The organism is Halomonas sp. KO116 (assembly GCF_000734975.2).
Lineage (GTDB): Bacteria > Pseudomonadota > Gammaproteobacteria > Pseudomonadales > Halomonadaceae > Vreelandella > Vreelandella glaciei.
This window is the reverse complement of record NZ_CP011052.1, coordinates 686,672-702,944: the sequence shown is the minus strand read 5'-3', so window position 1 is coordinate 702,944 and position 16,273 is coordinate 686,672. Positions and strand designations below refer to the sequence as shown.

Annotated in this window: 15 protein-coding genes; 4 read left to right on the top strand and 11 right to left on the bottom strand. The window is 51.0% G+C overall.

The window, feature by feature from the left end; genetic code table 11:
- Nucleotides 1–6: 6 nt before the first annotated feature.
- The 6 genes from KO116_RS03265 to KO116_RS03240 all read right to left on the bottom strand — a co-directional run bounded on the left by KO116_RS03265 (nt 7) and on the right by KO116_RS03240 (nt 7,625).
- Nucleotides 7–1,023: an IS30 family transposase gene (locus KO116_RS03265; protein ID WP_035565389.1), complete on the bottom strand. Its 1,017-nt coding sequence runs from the start codon at nt 1,021–1,023 to the stop codon at nt 7–9.
- 37 nt (nt 1,024–1,060) lie between these two features.
- Nucleotides 1,061–1,387, bottom strand: a complete 327-nt coding sequence (locus tag KO116_RS03260) for a response regulator (RefSeq protein WP_045812220.1) — start codon at nt 1,385–1,387, stop codon at nt 1,061–1,063.
- Nucleotides 1,387–4,536, bottom strand: coding sequence for an efflux RND transporter permease subunit (locus KO116_RS03255; RefSeq protein WP_035560881.1), 3,150 nt, complete (start codon nt 4,534–4,536; stop codon nt 1,387–1,389). Before KO116_RS03255 ends, KO116_RS03260 begins: the two co-directional genes overlap by 1 nt.
- Nucleotides 4,529–5,698 (bottom strand): efflux RND transporter periplasmic adaptor subunit, encoded by a 1,170-nt coding sequence (locus KO116_RS03250; RefSeq protein WP_035560878.1) that lies wholly within the window; start codon nt 5,696–5,698, stop codon nt 4,529–4,531. The genes KO116_RS03255 and KO116_RS03250 overlap by 8 nt, the downstream gene beginning before the upstream one ends.
- Complete coding sequence (locus tag KO116_RS03245; RefSeq protein ID WP_035560875.1) at nt 5,695–7,056, bottom strand: TolC family protein; 1,362 nt, start codon at nt 7,054–7,056, stop codon at nt 5,695–5,697. Before KO116_RS03245 ends, KO116_RS03250 begins: the two co-directional genes overlap by 4 nt.
- Before the next feature lie 266 nt (nt 7,057–7,322).
- Entirely contained in the window at nt 7,323–7,625 is a 303-nt protein-coding gene (locus KO116_RS03240) for an antibiotic biosynthesis monooxygenase family protein (protein ID WP_035560873.1), read from the bottom strand.
- A 137-nt stretch (nt 7,626–7,762) separates the two neighbouring features.
- Here KO116_RS03240 and KO116_RS25645 point away from each other — a divergent pair, with 137 nt between their 5' ends.
- The 4 genes from KO116_RS25645 to KO116_RS03225 all read left to right on the top strand — a co-directional run bounded on the left by KO116_RS25645 (nt 7,763) and on the right by KO116_RS03225 (nt 10,472).
- A complete protein-coding gene (locus KO116_RS25645; protein ID WP_235272496.1) occupies nt 7,763–8,653 on the top strand; it encodes a deoxyribodipyrimidine photo-lyase in 891 nt (296 codons plus the stop codon).
- Nucleotides 8,581–9,357: an FAD-binding domain-containing protein gene (locus tag KO116_RS25640; protein WP_327050452.1), complete on the top strand. Its 777-nt coding sequence runs from the start codon at nt 8,581–8,583 to the stop codon at nt 9,355–9,357. The genes KO116_RS25645 and KO116_RS25640 overlap by 73 nt, the downstream gene beginning before the upstream one ends.
- A gap of 150 nt (nt 9,358–9,507) precedes the next feature.
- Nucleotides 9,508–9,687 carry a hypothetical protein gene (locus KO116_RS03230; protein WP_035560870.1) on the top strand — a complete coding sequence of 60 codons (180 nt, stop codon included), beginning with the start codon at nt 9,508–9,510 and terminating at the stop codon, nt 9,685–9,687.
- Between the two features lie 557 nt (nt 9,688–10,244).
- On the top strand, nt 10,245–10,472 hold the full coding sequence (locus tag KO116_RS03225) for a hypothetical protein (RefSeq protein ID WP_035560866.1): 228 nt from the start codon (nt 10,245–10,247) through the stop codon (nt 10,470–10,472).
- Nucleotides 10,473–10,752: 280 nt separating this feature from the next.
- Here the strand turns inward: KO116_RS03225 and KO116_RS03220 are convergent, their stop codons facing one another.
- The 5 genes from KO116_RS03220 to KO116_RS03200 all read right to left on the bottom strand — a co-directional run bounded on the left by KO116_RS03220 (nt 10,753) and on the right by KO116_RS03200 (nt 16,239).
- Nucleotides 10,753–11,646, bottom strand: coding sequence for a hypothetical protein (locus tag KO116_RS03220; protein ID WP_035560863.1), 894 nt, complete (start codon nt 11,644–11,646; stop codon nt 10,753–10,755).
- A gap of 83 nt (nt 11,647–11,729) precedes the next feature.
- Complete coding sequence (locus KO116_RS03215) at nt 11,730–12,434, bottom strand: hypothetical protein (protein WP_035560860.1); 705 nt, start codon at nt 12,432–12,434, stop codon at nt 11,730–11,732.
- 91 nt (nt 12,435–12,525) lie between these two features.
- A complete protein-coding gene (locus tag KO116_RS03210) occupies nt 12,526–13,137 on the bottom strand; it encodes a hypothetical protein (RefSeq protein ID WP_045812062.1) in 612 nt (203 codons plus the stop codon).
- A gap of 367 nt (nt 13,138–13,504) precedes the next feature.
- A complete protein-coding gene (gabT, locus tag KO116_RS03205) occupies nt 13,505–14,776 on the bottom strand; it encodes a 4-aminobutyrate--2-oxoglutarate transaminase (RefSeq protein WP_035560858.1) in 1,272 nt (423 codons plus the stop codon).
- Nucleotides 14,777–14,787: 11 nt separating this feature from the next.
- Nucleotides 14,788–16,239: an NAD-dependent succinate-semialdehyde dehydrogenase gene (locus tag KO116_RS03200; protein WP_035560855.1), complete on the bottom strand. Its 1,452-nt coding sequence runs from the start codon at nt 16,237–16,239 to the stop codon at nt 14,788–14,790.
- Nucleotides 16,240–16,273 lie beyond the last annotated feature (34 nt).

Here is a 16,273-nt window from a genome sequence, read left to right as displayed (position 1 = left end):
ACACCGTCAATGTATAGATGACAGGGCCTCATGGTACTTCGCCATCTGCTCGCTCATCACCTCAATAGGGCACTTGAAGTCGAAGCGCTTTCGGGGGCGCATGTTCAACTCAAGTGCGATCTCATCCAGTTCTTGCTGGGTATAGACCGATAGATCCGTTCCCTTGGGCAAGTACTGCCGTATGAGACCATTGATATTTTCGTTGGCGCCTCTCTGCCACGGACTATGTGGGTCGCAAAAATAAATGGCAATACCGGTATTCTGGGTAATCTTGGCGTGCTGCGTCATCTCGCGCCCCTGGTCATACGTCATGCTCTTCCGCGCAGCCAATGGCATCCGGTTCAGCGCAGCGCTAAAGCCTTCCACGGCCGAGGTGGCGGTCGCATCGTTCATCTTCGCCAGGATCAGGTAACCGCTTTTCAGTTCTACCAGGGTTCCGACAGCCGATGCGTTGCCCTTGCCTTTGATCAGGTCGCCTTCCCAGTGCCCGGGAAATTCACGTTTCTCTACCTCGGGAGGGCGGAGGTGGATGCTGACCATATCAGGAATCTGGTTGCGTCGATCAACTTGCCCACGTCGGGGCTTACGGGTGGATTTTCCTTGCCGCAAGCAGTGAATCAGTTCCTTTCGCAGCTCACCGACGGGCAACGCGTAGATAGCACTGTAGATCGTTTCACGGCAGACGTAGGCGTCTCGGAGGTCAGGGATATTCATATTCCTGAGCTTGCCGCTAACCTGCTCGGGTGACAAGCGCCGACGCAGCATGTACTGAATCAGTGCGAACCGAGGGCTGCCCGGAAACAGTTTTCGCCTTGGTCGACAATTGTCTCGGCGGTCATGACGGCGCTGTTGCGCGTGTGACGGGCGGTAATGGCCATCGGACGATCCATTGCGCCGTATCTCTCGACTGATCGTCGCCGGGGACCGCTCAAGCAGGGCTGCTATCTTCCTGATGCTCAAGCCTTGTGCGAGGCTGACTTGGATCGTCGCACGCTCTTCTATGCAAAGTTCAGAATATGACATGGGGTCAACACCTTACCGGTTTGGTCAGGTGTTGCACTCAGAATTTGCGGCCAAGAGGTTTTACGAGAAAATCGTCGGTACCCGCTCGAAAACCATCTAGCTTGTCTTGAAGCCTATCGCGAGCGGTGAGCATTAGCACAGGAATATCCTTGCCCTCATTGCGGAGCTTTTGGCATAAGGTTAATCCATCAAGTCTAGGCAGATTAATATCCAGCAGCAAAGCGTCATAATCATGTTCTTGCAGCAGATAAAGTCCTCTTACACCGTTGCTGGCATGATCACAGTGGATGTTTTCCAGCTCTAAATATTGCACAACGGTTTCTGCCAGATCATGATCATCTTCTACCAATAATATATCTAGCATTACTCCCGCACTCCCTCATTCGCTTTACCGCTTACCAATCGCTTCAATCGGATAGCCATATCCTCTTGAATGGCAATCAGTGATGGTATCAACACTAGGATAATGATTGTCGAAAAAAGAATACCATAGGCAAGCGAAACGGCTGCGGGGATCAAAAACTGTGCCTGTATCGACGTTTCACTAAGCAAAGGCACCAATCCGGCAAATGTCGTCATTGACGTAAGCAGTACAGGGCGTAAACGACTGGTACAAGCCGACACCATCGCCTGCTGGTGGTCGTCATTTTCTAGGCTTTCCTGATTATATTGGCTCACCAGCAATAGGCTATTATTGATCACCACGCCACTAAGGGCAATGACGCCGTTTAGCGATAATATGCTCAAAGGCAAATCATACAGCCAGTGACCAATAATAGCGCCCATGATGCCAAACGGAATAGCGCTCATAATGACTAATGGTTGAATATAGGATTTCAGTGGAATAGCTAGCAACATATAGATTGCCAGCATCGCTAGCAAGAACATGGTTATCATTGATGAGGATGTTTCTTGCTGCTGTTCAGCTTCACCTCCAAAATGGATATCTAGATTTGGATATTTCTGTTGCAGGTCATTGGCGATAGTTATTTGTAAACTGCTCACCAAATCAGTGACAGATTTCACTTCTTTATCTACATCGGCGGTAACATAAATTGCTCTCTGACTATCAATTCGCGTAATACTGTCTTGGGAAAACCCATAACTGACTTTGGCTACAGAAGAAACGGGTACGACATCACCCGAGGGCGTACGAACATTGGCATTTAATACATCGACGGCACTTCCTCGCTCATTTTCTGGATAACGAACTTTAACTTCAACTTCATCACCACCACGTTGATAACGTTGCACTACCTGGCCGCTAAACGCTTGGTAAATCTGCGAGGCTAACTCATCAGTTGTCATACCCAGACTCTTTCCTTGCTCAGTCAACGTTAAACTAAGCTGGGGTTGAGTGGGGGTAAGGTTGTCTTCAATACCGCTGATAGCACTAATACCTTGAAGGTACTCTTTTAGTTCGTCACCTGCTTGGCTGAGCACTTCATCATCACTGGAACGCAGCTCTATTCTTAAAGCATCTACCATCATCTGGTTACTTTGAATACTTAAGGTTTGCGTGCCTTCTGGTGTATTCGTCTTTTCCCGCCAGCTACGGGCAAACTGTTCCAATGTATAGGGAGCATTTCCAACAAGCTCTAAGGTGACCGTGCCACTTTGGTCATCTTCTGATATCACTTGCAAGTTGGCGATTGCGCTCTCGTCGCTACTGCTTCCTTCCCGCAATGCTTCGTCTACTTCGAAAGCGCGGGTCTCTAGCAGACTAAGAGCAGCATGGGTTAATCCATAACTAGCATCTTTGCGCATGGTTAAATTAGCAGTAACAGTTTCCCCAGGAACATCAGGAAAGAAACTCATACGCACCGTGCCATTGAAGGGCATCGACATCACCAACACTAGAAAACCTATGCCAACTATCACAACGGCATAACGATGACTGATGGCTTGATGTATGGCTGGGGTATAAACCTGAAGGTTGAACCATGCCAAGCCCCTGTCTGCGCCGTTCTGCACTTTTTGCCAAGTCGCCGCCACTCGGTTGCTGCGCTCACCATTACGGTGTGTTTTAAGGTGAGCCAAGTGAGCAGGCAGTATTAACTTAGACTCTACGACCGATAGTAATAGGCAAATAGTAACGACCACCGCAAACTGCGCGTATAACTGTCCTAGCATGCCACTTGTCTGTGATAGAGCTGCAAACGCAGCCACAGTGGTAAACGCACCAAAGAGGGTAGGAATAGCGACGACCATAGTACCTTTAATAGTATTTTCCAGGGTATCACCATCTTTTTCCCGAGTGGTATAAACACTTTCACCAATCACTACAGCGTCGTCCACAACAATACCCAACGCCATGATAAAACCGAAGGTCGTAAACTCATTTAGTGAAAGGTCAGCAAAGCTGCTGCCCATAAAAAAGAAAGTGCCAAAGAAAATAAAAGGTAATCCTGCGGCCACCCAAAAAGCCACTTTCAAATTTAGAAACACCGCCAGCAAAAAGAATACCAGTGCTATGCCCATCACAGCATTTCCCACCAGCAGGTTTAAACGACTTGAAATATTTTCACTATTGTCATCCCAACTAACCAACTCTACGCCAGTTGGCAATGTGCCATCCCTATGCCACTTTTCAATCACTTCTTCTGTGGCGGCTACGGTGCGCAGAACATCGTCTTTTCCAATACTTAAGACACTCAGCGCAAGACTTTCCTCACCATTAAATCGAGACAGTACCGGTGTTGTGTCATCATAGGTATCAAGAATGCTAGCCACATCGCCTAATGTAACAGTGCCGTGCTGAGCCGAAGAAATTAGTGGGATAAGGGCAAACTCTTTAGCGTAATACGCCTGCTCTGACGCTTTAAGCTGAAGAAACAGACGCTCGTGTCGCAGTATCGCCGTCGAGGTATTAGAAGAGAAATTGTTGATGGCATCTTGTACATCAGTCAAAGACAAACCGTAGGCTTGCAAACGAGCTTCATTCACCTCAACTGATATAATGGGATCAATCCAGCCAGAGTAAGTGACGCGGCTAATATCAGGTTGGGCCAAAAGATCTGTTTTCAACTGATTACCCAACTGCTGCAAGGTGTAGCGACTGGCATCTCCATATAGTTGCAGCGCAATGGCATCAGACTCCTGCTGACCTTTTTCCACTGATGGCGCTTCAGCTTCCGCAGGAAAGTTAGAGACGGCATCTACTTTATTTTTAACATCGCTCAGTAAGGTATCGAGACTATAATCTGATTGCCCTTCCACAGTGACGGTAACACCCTGGCTATCAGAGGTCGACGTGACGGATTTGATGCCAGTGACGCCTTCTAGAGCCTCCTCAATCTTAATCGCAACCCCCTCCTCGCTTTGCTGAGCGGAACCACTAAGGTAGGTAACCGAAACAGTGAGGCTATCAGGTTCAGCGGCAGGAAATGCTTCTTTACGCAGATCAACTACGGTCAGCAGGCCAGCAACAATGACGATCATAAGCAGCAAGTTGGCCGCCACTGGATTGGCGGCAAACCAAGGAATCAAACCTTTATAAGTACGTTCAGTCATCAGACAACTCGCTTTGTGGCGTCACAGCCATGCCTTCGCTGTAGCTACTGAGAGGCTGGATGACGACCGTTGCTTGGTCATAACCTTCTGGGCGCTGAACATAAAGGTGCTGTTGGTCGGAAAATATAATATTGGCTGGATGTGCTGTTAGGAGGCCTTCTTCCGAGACGGTTAAAATTTCTTCACGCTGGCTTAGTGCTGAGGCTGGCAGCTTCCAAAGGTTGGCAACGGAACGCCCAGGAATTTGTGCTTTTAAGAACGTACCGGGGTAGAGGTTGGGTTCCTGTACAAGCGGTTCATCTACTGCGACGACCAATGCCCGCTGACGCGTATCACTATTCAGATTCTTCTCGGTGCGAATCACAGAGCCAATCCATTGCTCTCCGGTTTCTATTTGCGTCAGTTCCACTGAGAGACGGCCTGAAACTAACTCATCTTCATCAGGCAGAACCGACCAATCACTCGCAGAAAGAGGGATGACCACTTCCACTCTGTCCGCACTCAACAATTGGCCAATCTCATTACCCGCCTGAGCATAACTGCCTGGTGAGATACTTCGGCCGATGACGATCGCATCAAAAGGGGCCTTAATTTGAGTACTAGCGAGGTTTTTCTCTGCCTCTGTAACGGCTTGGCGCGAGCTATCCAAGGCAGCTTGAGCGGCGGCTAGCTGAGGTTCCCGTAAAGCTAACGTAGAGAGCGGAGATCCTGATATTCCTGAAGAAGACCATTCCTGCTCAGCTTGTTGCGCTTCCTGCTCCTCTTCTAAATAGCTGACTAACGCTTCTGCCTGGGCTTCACGCGCAGACGCTAATTCCGCTTGCCACTGACTATCTTCAAGCGTGGCTAACACCTCTCCCTGCACGACCAACCGGCCAGAGTTAAAGCTGTCGCTGACACTGATCACTTGCCCGTTAATGCGACTATTTAGGTCTAACTCGAATAGGGCTTCAGCGCTACCTACTCCCTCAACCTTGGCTCGATATGTGCCAGGCGTTACTTCTACAACATTGACAGTGGGTCTTTGTGGCTCCTGAATAGGGGGTGTTTCCTGCAGGTTATTCATGTTTTCGGCCATTCGAACACCGCTATAGACAAACACCACTACGAGAAATAATAAGGCCAGTACCAACACTAGCCTGCGCACATTTTTACGGCTCATTCGTCAATCCCCAAACCCAAGGCGAGCGTTAAAGTAATTCGGTTATCAAGCTGGTTATAAATTAGCGAGTCGAGCTGAGACTCAAGGTCGTAAGTCTCTTGTTGCACACTGAGTAGTTCCAAGATGGTGGCGTTGCCCGCTCGATATCTTTCTTGATACCTCTCCAATGCAAGACTCTGCTTATCCAGGGCTTGGCGGATATAGGCCCGTCTTTCAGCAAACGCTTGTTCTAGACCTAACGCATTGCGTACTTCTTCTACTGCGGTTAACAAGGTTTCACGATAGGTCTCATACTGAATAGCCGTATCAAGCGATGCTATTTCAGCGGCAGCGTAGAGCTGCCCTCCTTGAAATAGCGGTGCGGTTAGTTGTCCTAACAGGCTCCATACAGGATCAGTAAGCAACGCGTCACTGGGTGATGTCGCCACATCTTCCAGGGCGGCTTGGATATCAATTCGTGGAAGCAAATCTTTGTAGGCGACGCTTGTGTTATAGTCCGCAGCGGCAATAGCGTACCAAGCTGCTTGTAAATCAGGGCGTCGCGCCAAGGTCTGCTCTGGCAAGCCAGACAGCGGCCGTTCTACTGAGGGGTATTGATCCGGCACTTGGTAGGGATTGTCATCCATACGGCCTAACAGGCTGTTCAAAGCCCGTTCGTCTTGTTGAATGGTATCTTCAAGTTCTCGCACAGAAGCGAGCGTACTGTAGGTTAGACTGCGCGCGCTATCCAAGTCGTCCAGACCGCCCAAACCCCGCTGATAGCGTTGCTGAATCAGCTGCTCGTTTAGCTCTAACGTGTCCAGTCTTCGACGCTCTATTGCTAAGGAGCGTTTTTGCGCCACGAGATTTAGCCAGCTACTCATCACTTCAGCGGCTAACGTATCCCTCACTGCCTGATAAGTGGCCTGCTGCTGAAATTGGCTCTGTTCATCGGCATTGATACCATCTTCGATTTGCTGCCACACATCCACTTGCCAACTCAGCGTTAGCGAGCCTGTGTACTGTTCCTCCGAGTCCTCAGTATCGCTGGCACTAAAGCCAGCTTCCAGCTCTGGATATCGTTCGCCGCGACGTTGACGCAATGTCGCTTGGCTCTGTTCAAGGGCCAAGAGGGTTTGCTGCAGACCAGGGTTATTATCTAGCGCTTCCTGCACAAGAGATTGTAATTCGCGACTGTCAATGAGCGCGGTAAGACTTGTCGCCGTACCTGGCAATTCATCAATTTCTGCAAATGACACTTCTGCTGGTAAGCGTTCAGCCTGCCGCAAATAATCCTGCCGCTCGCCCGTACTGGCACAACCAGCCAGTAACGCAGCGCTGAAGACAAGCAAAAGAAGAGAAGAGAAGCGGCGCGCCATAAGGTAGTTATCCGTAATTAACGTTGACTACCAGGCAACCTACAGATGGCGAGGTTAAGAGATGGTTAAGTTGACATGCACACCGGCGGCACTTAATAAATTTCTAAGTCCATTCATCCGTTACAGGAAAATTGAATACCCATTTTAGTTGTGAGTAACTCGGATTTTTTAGCCTGATCCCTCAGAGTCTATATCTCATGAATTAGGTACAGCCGAGCGGCCGTACCTATTTTCATCTTATTTATTGGTTACTGTTTTATGAGTGCTTACAAAACCACCTCATAGCCTTCAAATTTAGGCGGCCCTAAATAGATGCCTTCCGGCGCTTTAGCATTGGCATGCGCTTTGCGGAAAGCGTCTGACTTGGTCCAGTCGCGGAAGGCCTCTTCGGATTCCCATACGCTGTGGGAAATAAACACAGTGTGATCTTCCTGGCTTTCACCCTGCAGCATCTTAAATTGCTTAAAGCCCGGCACTTCATCCAGGTGAGAATCGCGGTTGCGCCACACCTCTAAAAAGTCCTCTTCGCGGCCTGGGGCAATCCGAAAACGGTTCATGGCGATATACATTATGACGCTCCTGTTCAACGGTGCTGCTAGGTAAGTGGCTCAAGTAGTGGCTTGATGGTAACGTTCTGAGGTTATGACGAATAGCTCCCATCACGAATAAGCTTCCCGGCGAATAGCCCGCATCGCCCAGGTAACAAATGGCTAAGGCACCCATTCAGGTCGTTTGGTTCAAACGCGATTTACGTATTCATGATCACACGCCGCTTTCAAACGCAGCCGCGGCTGGCCCCGTGTTGCCCGTATTCGCCATTGAACCTGAGCAGTGGCAGGCGCCGGACAGCGCGTTGCGCCACTGGCAATTTGCTGCCGACTCACTGGCCGATCTCTCTCAAGCACTGGGAACGCTGGGTTTGCCGCTGTGCCTATGGCAGGGCAGCATGCTGGACCTGCTGGCCGCGCTTAAAGCGCACTATGGCGAGATTGCCCTTCACTCCCACGAGGAGACCGGCAACGCCTGGAGCTTTGCCCGCGACCTTGACGTCAAGTCGTGGTGCCAGCAGCACGAAACGCCATGGCATGAAGCACGCCAGCACGGCGTCGTGCGTGGCTTAAAATCCAGAGTAGCCGACCTCAACGCATGGGAAAAGCAGTGGGAAACGTTAATGACGGCGCCCACCGCCACTGCCCCACAAAACGCCCAGGCGGCCCAGGGCTGGCAAGCCTTTCACCATATTGACGTTAAACACCTTCACGGCCTGACGCTAGGGTTTGATACCACGCCCTGCCCCGAGCGTCAGCAAGGAGGGCGGAGCGAAGGTCGCGCAGTGTGGCGCAGCTTTGTAAACCAGCGCGGGCGGCGCTACCGCGGCTCGCTTTCTAAACCGCTGCTGGCCTGGGAATTTGGCTCACGGCTTTCGCCCCACTTGGCCTGGGGCACCCTCTCCATGCGCGAAGTGGTGCAGTCGCTGCGCCGCCAGCGAAAAAGCATGCAGAAGACACGCCCTGGTCACGCTCACTGCGCGCCTTTGCTTCCCGGCTCCACTGGCCCTGCCACTTTATTCAAAAGCTCGAAAGTGAGCCGAGCATAGAGTCGCAAACCCTTCACCCAGCGCTGCGCGGCCTGCGGGAGCGCGACCCCGAACACCCCAACCTGACCGCCTGGAAGCGCGGCCAAACCGGGGTGCCACTGGTGGATGCCTGCATGCGCAGCCTGATCGCTACCGGTTGGATCAACTTTCGCATGCGCGCCATGCTCATCTCCCACGCCACTTTTGGCTTAGGGCTGCACTGGTACGAACCAGCATTGCACTTGGCACGGCTATTTACTGACTTCGAGCCCGGCATTCATTACCCCCAGGTGCAGATGCAGGCAGGCGCCACGGGCACCAATGCGCTGCGGGTGTATAACCCCATCAAACAGGCGGAAGATAACGACCCAGATGGTGAGTTTGTCGCCCGCTGGGTGCCAGAATTAACTGCCCTGCCGTTAGAGTGGCGAGCCAAGCCGTGGGCACTACCCGAAAGCCTACGCCAACGGTTCGGCTTTCAGCCCGGCGAGCACTACCCGCTGCCCCACGACTTTGAGGCAGAAGCTCGGCACTGGAAGAAGATGCTGTATGAGCTTCGCCGCACACCTGATGCCAGAGAAGCCAGCCAAGCCATTGTGGATAAGCTCGCCAGCCAGCGAAGACCGCCCGCTCAGCGCGCTAAAAAAGCAAAACCCGCCAATCGCCAGCAGCTTTCGCTGTTTGAGAATGGCGGGTTAGAAACAACACCCGACACGCACGATTAGAGAAATCGGTCTGCTATTTTCCAAGCCCCACATAGGCCGTTCTGGATACCTTTGAATGCTGAGCAACGCCTGGTTAATTTTTGACCTGTTTCATGATTTTGAAAGCTGCTATAATATTATTGGCAACCACTTATAAGGAGGTGCCAACCAGTGGCTACTGCATCTTTTGATAAAACCTTTGTAGTCAACGATAAGCAATCCATTGACCGGATTCACCGGGATTTGGCGACCCCCCGCCATATCAAGGTTCAAAAACGTGACTACAAGGCCGAAAACAAACGGGGAATTCAGCTATTAAAACAACGATTGTCCAACTCGGAGGCCTGCTGAAGGAGCTTGGTGAAACATCTACCATCAGGCTTCTCAGTACATTTTCCTGTCACCGCAACACTGATGTCGAAAGTTTCCTCACTCAGCCTGCTAAAGCCATACGATTTGAGCAGACAGGTAATGCTAGAACTTACCTGATCATCAGCGACGGCACTGCTGATATCCTCGCGTACTTTTCCTTATCTTTTAAAGAATTAACACTTGAAGGAACCAACGTCAGCAAGTCCAAGGTTCGGCAACTGGATGGTATCTCTAAGCGCGCTGAACGTATCCGCGCCTTTCTGATTGGTCAAATTGGTAAAAATACTGCCGTCATAGATAACCCTATATCGCTTGGTGCCATCCTGGATGAGACTTATGCGGTCATTTCAGAAGCAAAGGCTCTCATTGGTGGTCGTGTCATTATCCTTGAGTGTGAAGACTGCCAGACACTGATACGGCTTTACGAACAACACGGTTTCACACTTATTGAGACACTAGGCGACGAACAGCCTCGGTTGCGTACAATGTATATTCACGTCACTGAATGAGCCTGCTTAGAAGTGTAACCAGATGGCGTGATCATTCTCTATCTTGCTGATTCTCCACGCATCAAGCTAGATCAGCGCGCCGCCACTAAAAGAAGGTGCTGTGTTAGCTTCGCCGCACTCCAGCCTCCAGAAAAGCAAAACCCGCCAAATCGGCAGCAGTTTTCGCTGTTTGATGATTTTACAATTGGCTCACACCACATCGAGGAAAACCACGGCGTAAGCGAAGCGATCTTGCTGACCAGTCCATCGTCCTAGTAACTCTAAACCCACGTTCCGGTACCCGGCTTAACCTTACACTTGGCATGACATCTGCGTCATGAGAAGGATCATGTCGTGCGCCATATTTTTGATATTATTAGCGAGTTTCTTCAGCAGTGCCGTCAGACATTACCGATCCTGCGTCTCGTTTGAGAAGCGGCAGATATATGCTTATCCAGTTGACAGAAAAGTGCCTAATGCCACCAACACGCGCGACTTTGTAGTTTAGGCGAAGCTGGAACGGAAAAGCCATCGCAGCGCTTGGCTTGGTTAAATTTCATCTGCGCTTGTGCTCCGTCCTAGAGGCGATATCTGGGATAGAGTCAGCAGGACTAACTACTGTTTGTACTTTCGCGCGATCTTTCAGCCTGTTCTGGGCAACATACGCAAAAGACTTACCAGTTCTCTCCGCCTCTTCTTGCATATCATAGATCTCTTCGCCAGAAAGCGGATTATCACTTGCATCGATCATGGTCGAAAAGTGATAGACCGCTTCATCTTCGTTCTCTGACCGAGTTGTATGTTCAAGAATATCATCCAAGTCGACGCTTACGGCTTTTTGCATACCGGAGCCTATCGCTCCAAAGTCCTGTTTGAACCAATCAGATTGCTCAATACTATTTTTCAAGACAAACAAGTCGTAGTCAGTAAAAGGCACATGAAAGTCGTTAAAGTTTATAAACTGGCGACCATCAATACGCATTTGAAAGTGGTAATGGGGATAATTTATCGTGGTTCCTTTGTGCCCTTCTAAATCATTTTTAGAGCAGTCAAAGGTCCATTCAATATTTTTCCACTTCACCGTGTAGGATAAAACTTTCCGCTCAGACCTTTCGTAATCTAAATCGTTAATATTCGAAAGCAATTTTTCTTGATTCGCACACCATCGTACGAATGCAGCTATATTTCCGTAGCCGTATTTCTCATAAACTTTTGGGAAATCCTTTTTCTTGAACTTGCACTGCCTCAGGAGCCAATGCAAACAGGGGTTATCCTTACTTATAGTTTTGAAAGGCTTGTCGCACAAATAGCAGATACCTTTTTCGTATCCTGCCTTGAAGGCATGGACTTGTCTTTGGTGCTCTTCATCATTGCGGCGGTTCATGTCCTCTATTTCCTCAGGAGACATGCTTTCGAAAATCTGTCGATATCTATCAGAATCTTTTTGCACGAAATCTTCCCGTGAAATTTAAAGCCTTGAATAAGCCGCCGATTTGGAGCGGCAGCGGAAAATCGGTCGGCTTAATTCACTGGTTATGTGCCGAGTTCCGATATGGGTTTTCCCGTATATATCCGATTATGTGTTTCGAACGATTTTTCAAATAGTTTTGAGTGGTAAGCCGCATCGTAATCTTCAAAATTGTCGCTTAAAAAGTTGGCAGCCCACACATAGTATTCAAAAGCACTCAAAATTAAATGCTGTAGTGAAACGTATGCGTTCTCCTGAAAATCAGGGTACACCAAAGTGTAAACACCCGACTCGTAGTCCCTGCGGCCTAAGAGCTCCATTACCTTGGGGCTCGCAGAATGCGCAACTTCCGAGTACTCAGAATACAGCCGTTTAAGCCCAGATTTTAGATGCTTGATGTTAGGTGTCTTCCGAATTAATCGCTCAATATCAGCGCCACTTTTGAGCTCATTGAGCCTCGCGAGGAGCTCCATCTGCTTCCTAATGATGACAGCGCCATCTACTAAATCTCCCCCCAGCACAAGATCAGAAGCTATAAAGTGAGAGCGACAGAAAGACACCATGAGGTCAGCACAATAAAGACCATTATCGATTTCCCTAAAACTTCTCCCCGAGCAGAACAAAGTGATACTTGCGATCAATTCGTTAGTCGATGCAATGAGTAAGTTTGAGTGCTCATTGAACTCTAGGAATTTGTGCTGCGCCAATTTCCTGAACTGATCCCGTGAGTACAGGTATTTCTCAGCGTTTGTTTTGAAATCTTCACTCATTCATCAAACTCGATTAGTTGGCAGCACATAACGTCTAAGCTGTGCGGTGCAAACGAAGCGCAGCGTAGTTTGCATCCTAACAAGCACCTTGTTAGCTGCCTGCTTCATTAAGAACACCATTCTTTCTCAAAGCCCGTAATAAGTTAGATATTTCTTGTTTTAATGCTTTATGACTTTCCTTTAAGATTTTTGCATACTCAACAAGCGAATTGTAATGTGCTGTCGCGTGCTGTTGATGAACCTCTTGTTGTGTTTCTTGAAATATTTTATGTGAGTGCTCAAATTTACTTACAAGGTCGTTATTAAGCCTGAATGAATCTACCATTCCCTTAGCAAGGGTATATGTTTTGATAATTTGTTTTCTTAGATCGTTACTTGGGATGCGACCGATGAGAAAACTATTGCCGTTGTAAACAGTAAAGAAATCACTTGCCAGTGGATAGTAAAATGCCAATGCCTCCCCATCGGCTATCGAATCAATTCTGGCACCCATAGTGTCTTGGTAGCGCTCGTTTACCGTCTCTATTTCGTCATGAATAGCTTGAAGCACTCCTTTGATTAGCTTTGCTTCATTTTCATCAGCCTGTTCTTTCTGATGTTTAAATGAGTTCTGGGTTGACCTAAGTGCAAAATATCCAGTAATTAAACCGCCAACAATTGCACCTGTTATTGCGGATCCAAATGTTGTCCAATCAAAGCTCAATTGATTCTCCTTTTGCAGCTAACAGGTATTAGACAGCGCGTCCTATGATTGGGTGATCGCACCGACATGATTGTCCGAAAAATGCAGCTGGCCATATTTCTCTAATCCTTTGATTTTTATATTTATTAATTTTTACTAGGCTGCATATCCAAAACTCGCGCTTCTGCTGCATTTGACAGTACCTCTACGTTAGGAGGTCACGTGTCTTGCTATATTTCTAATCCACAATGCCAAATCCAGCTTAGCACAGGGTTCTTTGGGCGACTGACCATCTCAGCTGTGGGCTTTCAACGCATAAAAAAAACCCGCCAATCGCCAACAGCTTCGCTGTTTGACGATGGCGGGTTAGGTAATGCTTAGAAAAGTATTAGCTAAGCGCTTCCAACGACTCCTCAATAATGCTCAAGCCTTCTTCCAACACCGCAGAAGAAACCGTCAGCGGCACCAGAATCCGTATGCTGTTGCCGTAGAAACCGCAGGAGAGCAGGATCAGACCTTTCTCACGGGCTTTGGCACAGAGCGCGCCGGTCATCTGAGTATCTGGTTTTCCTTCGCTATCGAGCAGTTCAAACGCCGCCATTGCGCCGAGCTGGCGGCCGTGGGCGACGGCGGGGAAGCGCTCTTCCCATACCGCGAAACGTTCGGCCAGCATCTTACCCATTTGCTCGCTGCGGGCCAGGATATCTTCCTCTTCAATCACCTCAATCACCGCCAGCGCCGCGGCGCAGGAGAGCGGGTTACCGCTGTAGGTGCCGCCTAGTGAATTGGGGCCGGAGGCGTCCATTACCTTGGCGCTACCTACCACGGCAGAGAGCGGCATGCCGTTGGCGAGGCTCTTGGCGGTGGTGAGAATATCCGCTTCAATGCCGCTATGTTCCAGGGCAAATAGTTTGCCGGTGCGGGCAAAGCCGGACTGCACTTCATCGGCGATCAGCAGAATGCCGTGCTCGTCGCATAGGGCGCGCAGCGCTTTAAGGTAGTCCGGTGAGGCGATGTAGAAACCGCCTTCGCCCTGCACCGGCTCGATCACGATGGCCGCCGTGCGGTGCGGGGCGATATCGGTTTTGAACAGCGTGCGAATGGCGTTCAGAGAGGCTTCTTCGCTAATACCGTGCAGCGGGTTCGGGAACGGTGCGCGGAAGACGTCGCCCGGCATCGGGCCGAAGTCGTTCTTGTAGGGCAGCACCTTGCCGGTCATCGCCAGGGTCATCATGGTGCGGCCGTGGAAAGCGCCGTCGAACGTAATAATGCCGGTGCGGCCAGTGGCAGCACGGGCAATCTTCACGGCGTTTTCCAGCGCTTCGGCACCGGTGTTGACCAGCATTGCTTTGCGCTCAGGGCCACGCACGGGGCTCAGTTCGCAAAGCTTTTGGCACAGCTGCACGTAGGGCGCGTAGGAGATCACCGCGGCGCTGGTGTGCATGACTTTCTTGAGCTGCGCTTCAACCGCGGCAACGATTTTCGGGTGGCGATGGCCCAGGTTGAGCACGCCAATGCCGCCCGCGAAGTCGATCCAGCGGTTGCCATCGGCGTCCCACAGCTCGGCGTTTTCAGCGCGCTCGGCAAACTGGGTCGTTGGCGTGGCGGCACCGTTGGCCACGTAGCGGATTTTCAGGTCGTTCAATTCTTGGTTAGTCATCATCGTTCTCTTTATAAGCCGCCAACGCAGACGTATTTCAGTTCGGTAAATTCATCGAGGCCATGGTGTGAACCTTCACGGCCCAGACCGGACTCTTTTACACCGCCAAAGGGCGCAAGCTCGGTGGAGATCAGCCCCTCATTCACGCCGACCATGCCGTACTCCAACTGCTCCATGGTGTGCCAAATGCGGCGATAATCCGTGGCGTAGAAGTAGGCCGCCAAGCCAAAGGGCGTATCGTTGGCCATCTGGATGGCCTCTTCGTCCTGCTTGAAGCGGAACACCGGCGCCACGGGGCCGAAGGTCTCTTCATCAGCCACGGCCATTTCAGTGGTGACGTCGGCCAGTACCGTGGGCGTATAGAAGCGTTCACCGGCAGCGTGGAGTTTGCCGCCACACATAAGACGTGCGCCCTTACTTTGGGCGTCGTCCACGTGGCGCTGCACTTTATCTACCGCTGCTTGGTTGATCAGCGGGCCGATGATGTTGCCTTCCGCTAGGCCATCACCGACTTTCAGCGCGTTCACTCGCTCGGTCAGCTTGCTGACGAACGCATCGTAAATGCCGTCCTGCACCAGGAAGCGGTTGGTGCAGACGCAGGTTTGTCCGGCGTTGCGGAATTTGGAGGCGATGGCGCCATCAACAGCGGCATCCACATCGGCGTCGTCAAAGACGATAAACGGCGCGTTTCCGCCCAGCTCCATGGCGGTTTTCTTCACCGTGCTGGCGCACTGGGCCAGCAGGTGTTTGCCCACCGGGGTCGAGCCGGTAAACGAGACTTTGCGCACTCGGGGATCGGTGGTGAGCACTTCACCCACGGCGGCGGGTTTGGAAGCGGTGACCACGTTAATGGTGCCTGCGGGCAGGCCCGCTTCCAGCGCCAGATACGCGGCGGCAAGCGCCGTTAACGGCGTGGCTTCTGCAGGTTTAATCACCACGGTGCAGCCAGCGGCCAGGGCCGGGGCGCACTTGCGAGTGATCATCGCCAGCGGGAAGTTCCAGGGGGTGATTGCCGCCACCACGCCGACCGGCTCGCGTAGTACCAGCAGGCGCTTGTCGGCGCCGTGGCTGGGCAGGGTTTCCCCGGCCATGCGTTTAGCCTCTTCAGCGAAGAACTCAATAAACGACGCGCCGTAGATCACTTCGCCTTTGGCTTCTGCCAACGGCTTGCCCTGCTCCAGGGTCATCAGGCGGGCCAGGTCGTCGGCGTGCTCATTGATCAGCTCAAACCAGCGACGTAGCAGCGCGGAACGCTGTTTGACGGGCGTGGCGCGCCAAGCAGCGCCTGCTTCGTAAGCGGCGGCTACGGCGTCGCGGGTATCGTCAGCCCCCATATCGGCTACGCGGGCAATGGTCTCACCGGTAGCGGGGTTATCGACAGCAAAACTCTGCTGACCTTTGCGCCACTCGCTACCCACCAGGGCAGGTACTGCGTCGTGCAACCACTGTTCGATAAAGCTCATGGTCTTCTCCTAGATTAATAACACTGCGTGCACG

Bases quoted from the DNA above. Each gene is read 5' to 3' on its own strand.
- KO116_RS03250 (WP_035560878.1), bottom strand. From the start codon at position 5,698: ATGAGCCGTAAAAATGTGCGCAGGCTAGTGTTGGTACTGGCCTTATTA.
- KO116_RS03245 (WP_035560875.1), bottom strand. From the start codon at position 7,056: ATGGCGCGCCGCTTCTCTTCTCTTCTTTTGCTTGTCTTCAGCGCTGCG.
- gabT (WP_035560858.1), bottom strand. From the start codon at position 14,776: ATGACTAACCAAGAATTGAACGACCTGAAAATCCGCTACGTGGCCAAC.
- KO116_RS03260 (WP_045812220.1), bottom strand. From the start codon at position 1,387: ATGCTAGATATATTATTGGTAGAAGATGATCATGATCTGGCAGAAACC.
- KO116_RS25645 (WP_235272496.1), top strand. From the start codon at position 7,763: ATGGCTAAGGCACCCATTCAGGTCGTTTGGTTCAAACGCGATTTACGT.
- KO116_RS03200 (WP_035560855.1), bottom strand. From the start codon at position 16,239: ATGAGCTTTATCGAACAGTGGTTGCACGACGCAGTACCTGCCCTGGTG.
- KO116_RS03215 (WP_035560860.1), bottom strand. From the start codon at position 12,434: ATGAGTGAAGATTTCAAAACAAACGCTGAGAAATACCTGTACTCACGG.
- KO116_RS03240 (WP_035560873.1), bottom strand. From the start codon at position 7,625: ATGTATATCGCCATGAACCGTTTTCGGATTGCCCCAGGCCGCGAAGAG.
- KO116_RS03265 (WP_035565389.1), bottom strand. From the start codon at position 1,023: ATGTCATATTCTGAACTTTGCATAGAAGAGCGTGCGACGATCCAAGTC.
- KO116_RS03255 (WP_035560881.1), bottom strand. From the start codon at position 4,536: ATGACTGAACGTACTTATAAAGGTTTGATTCCTTGGTTTGCCGCCAAT.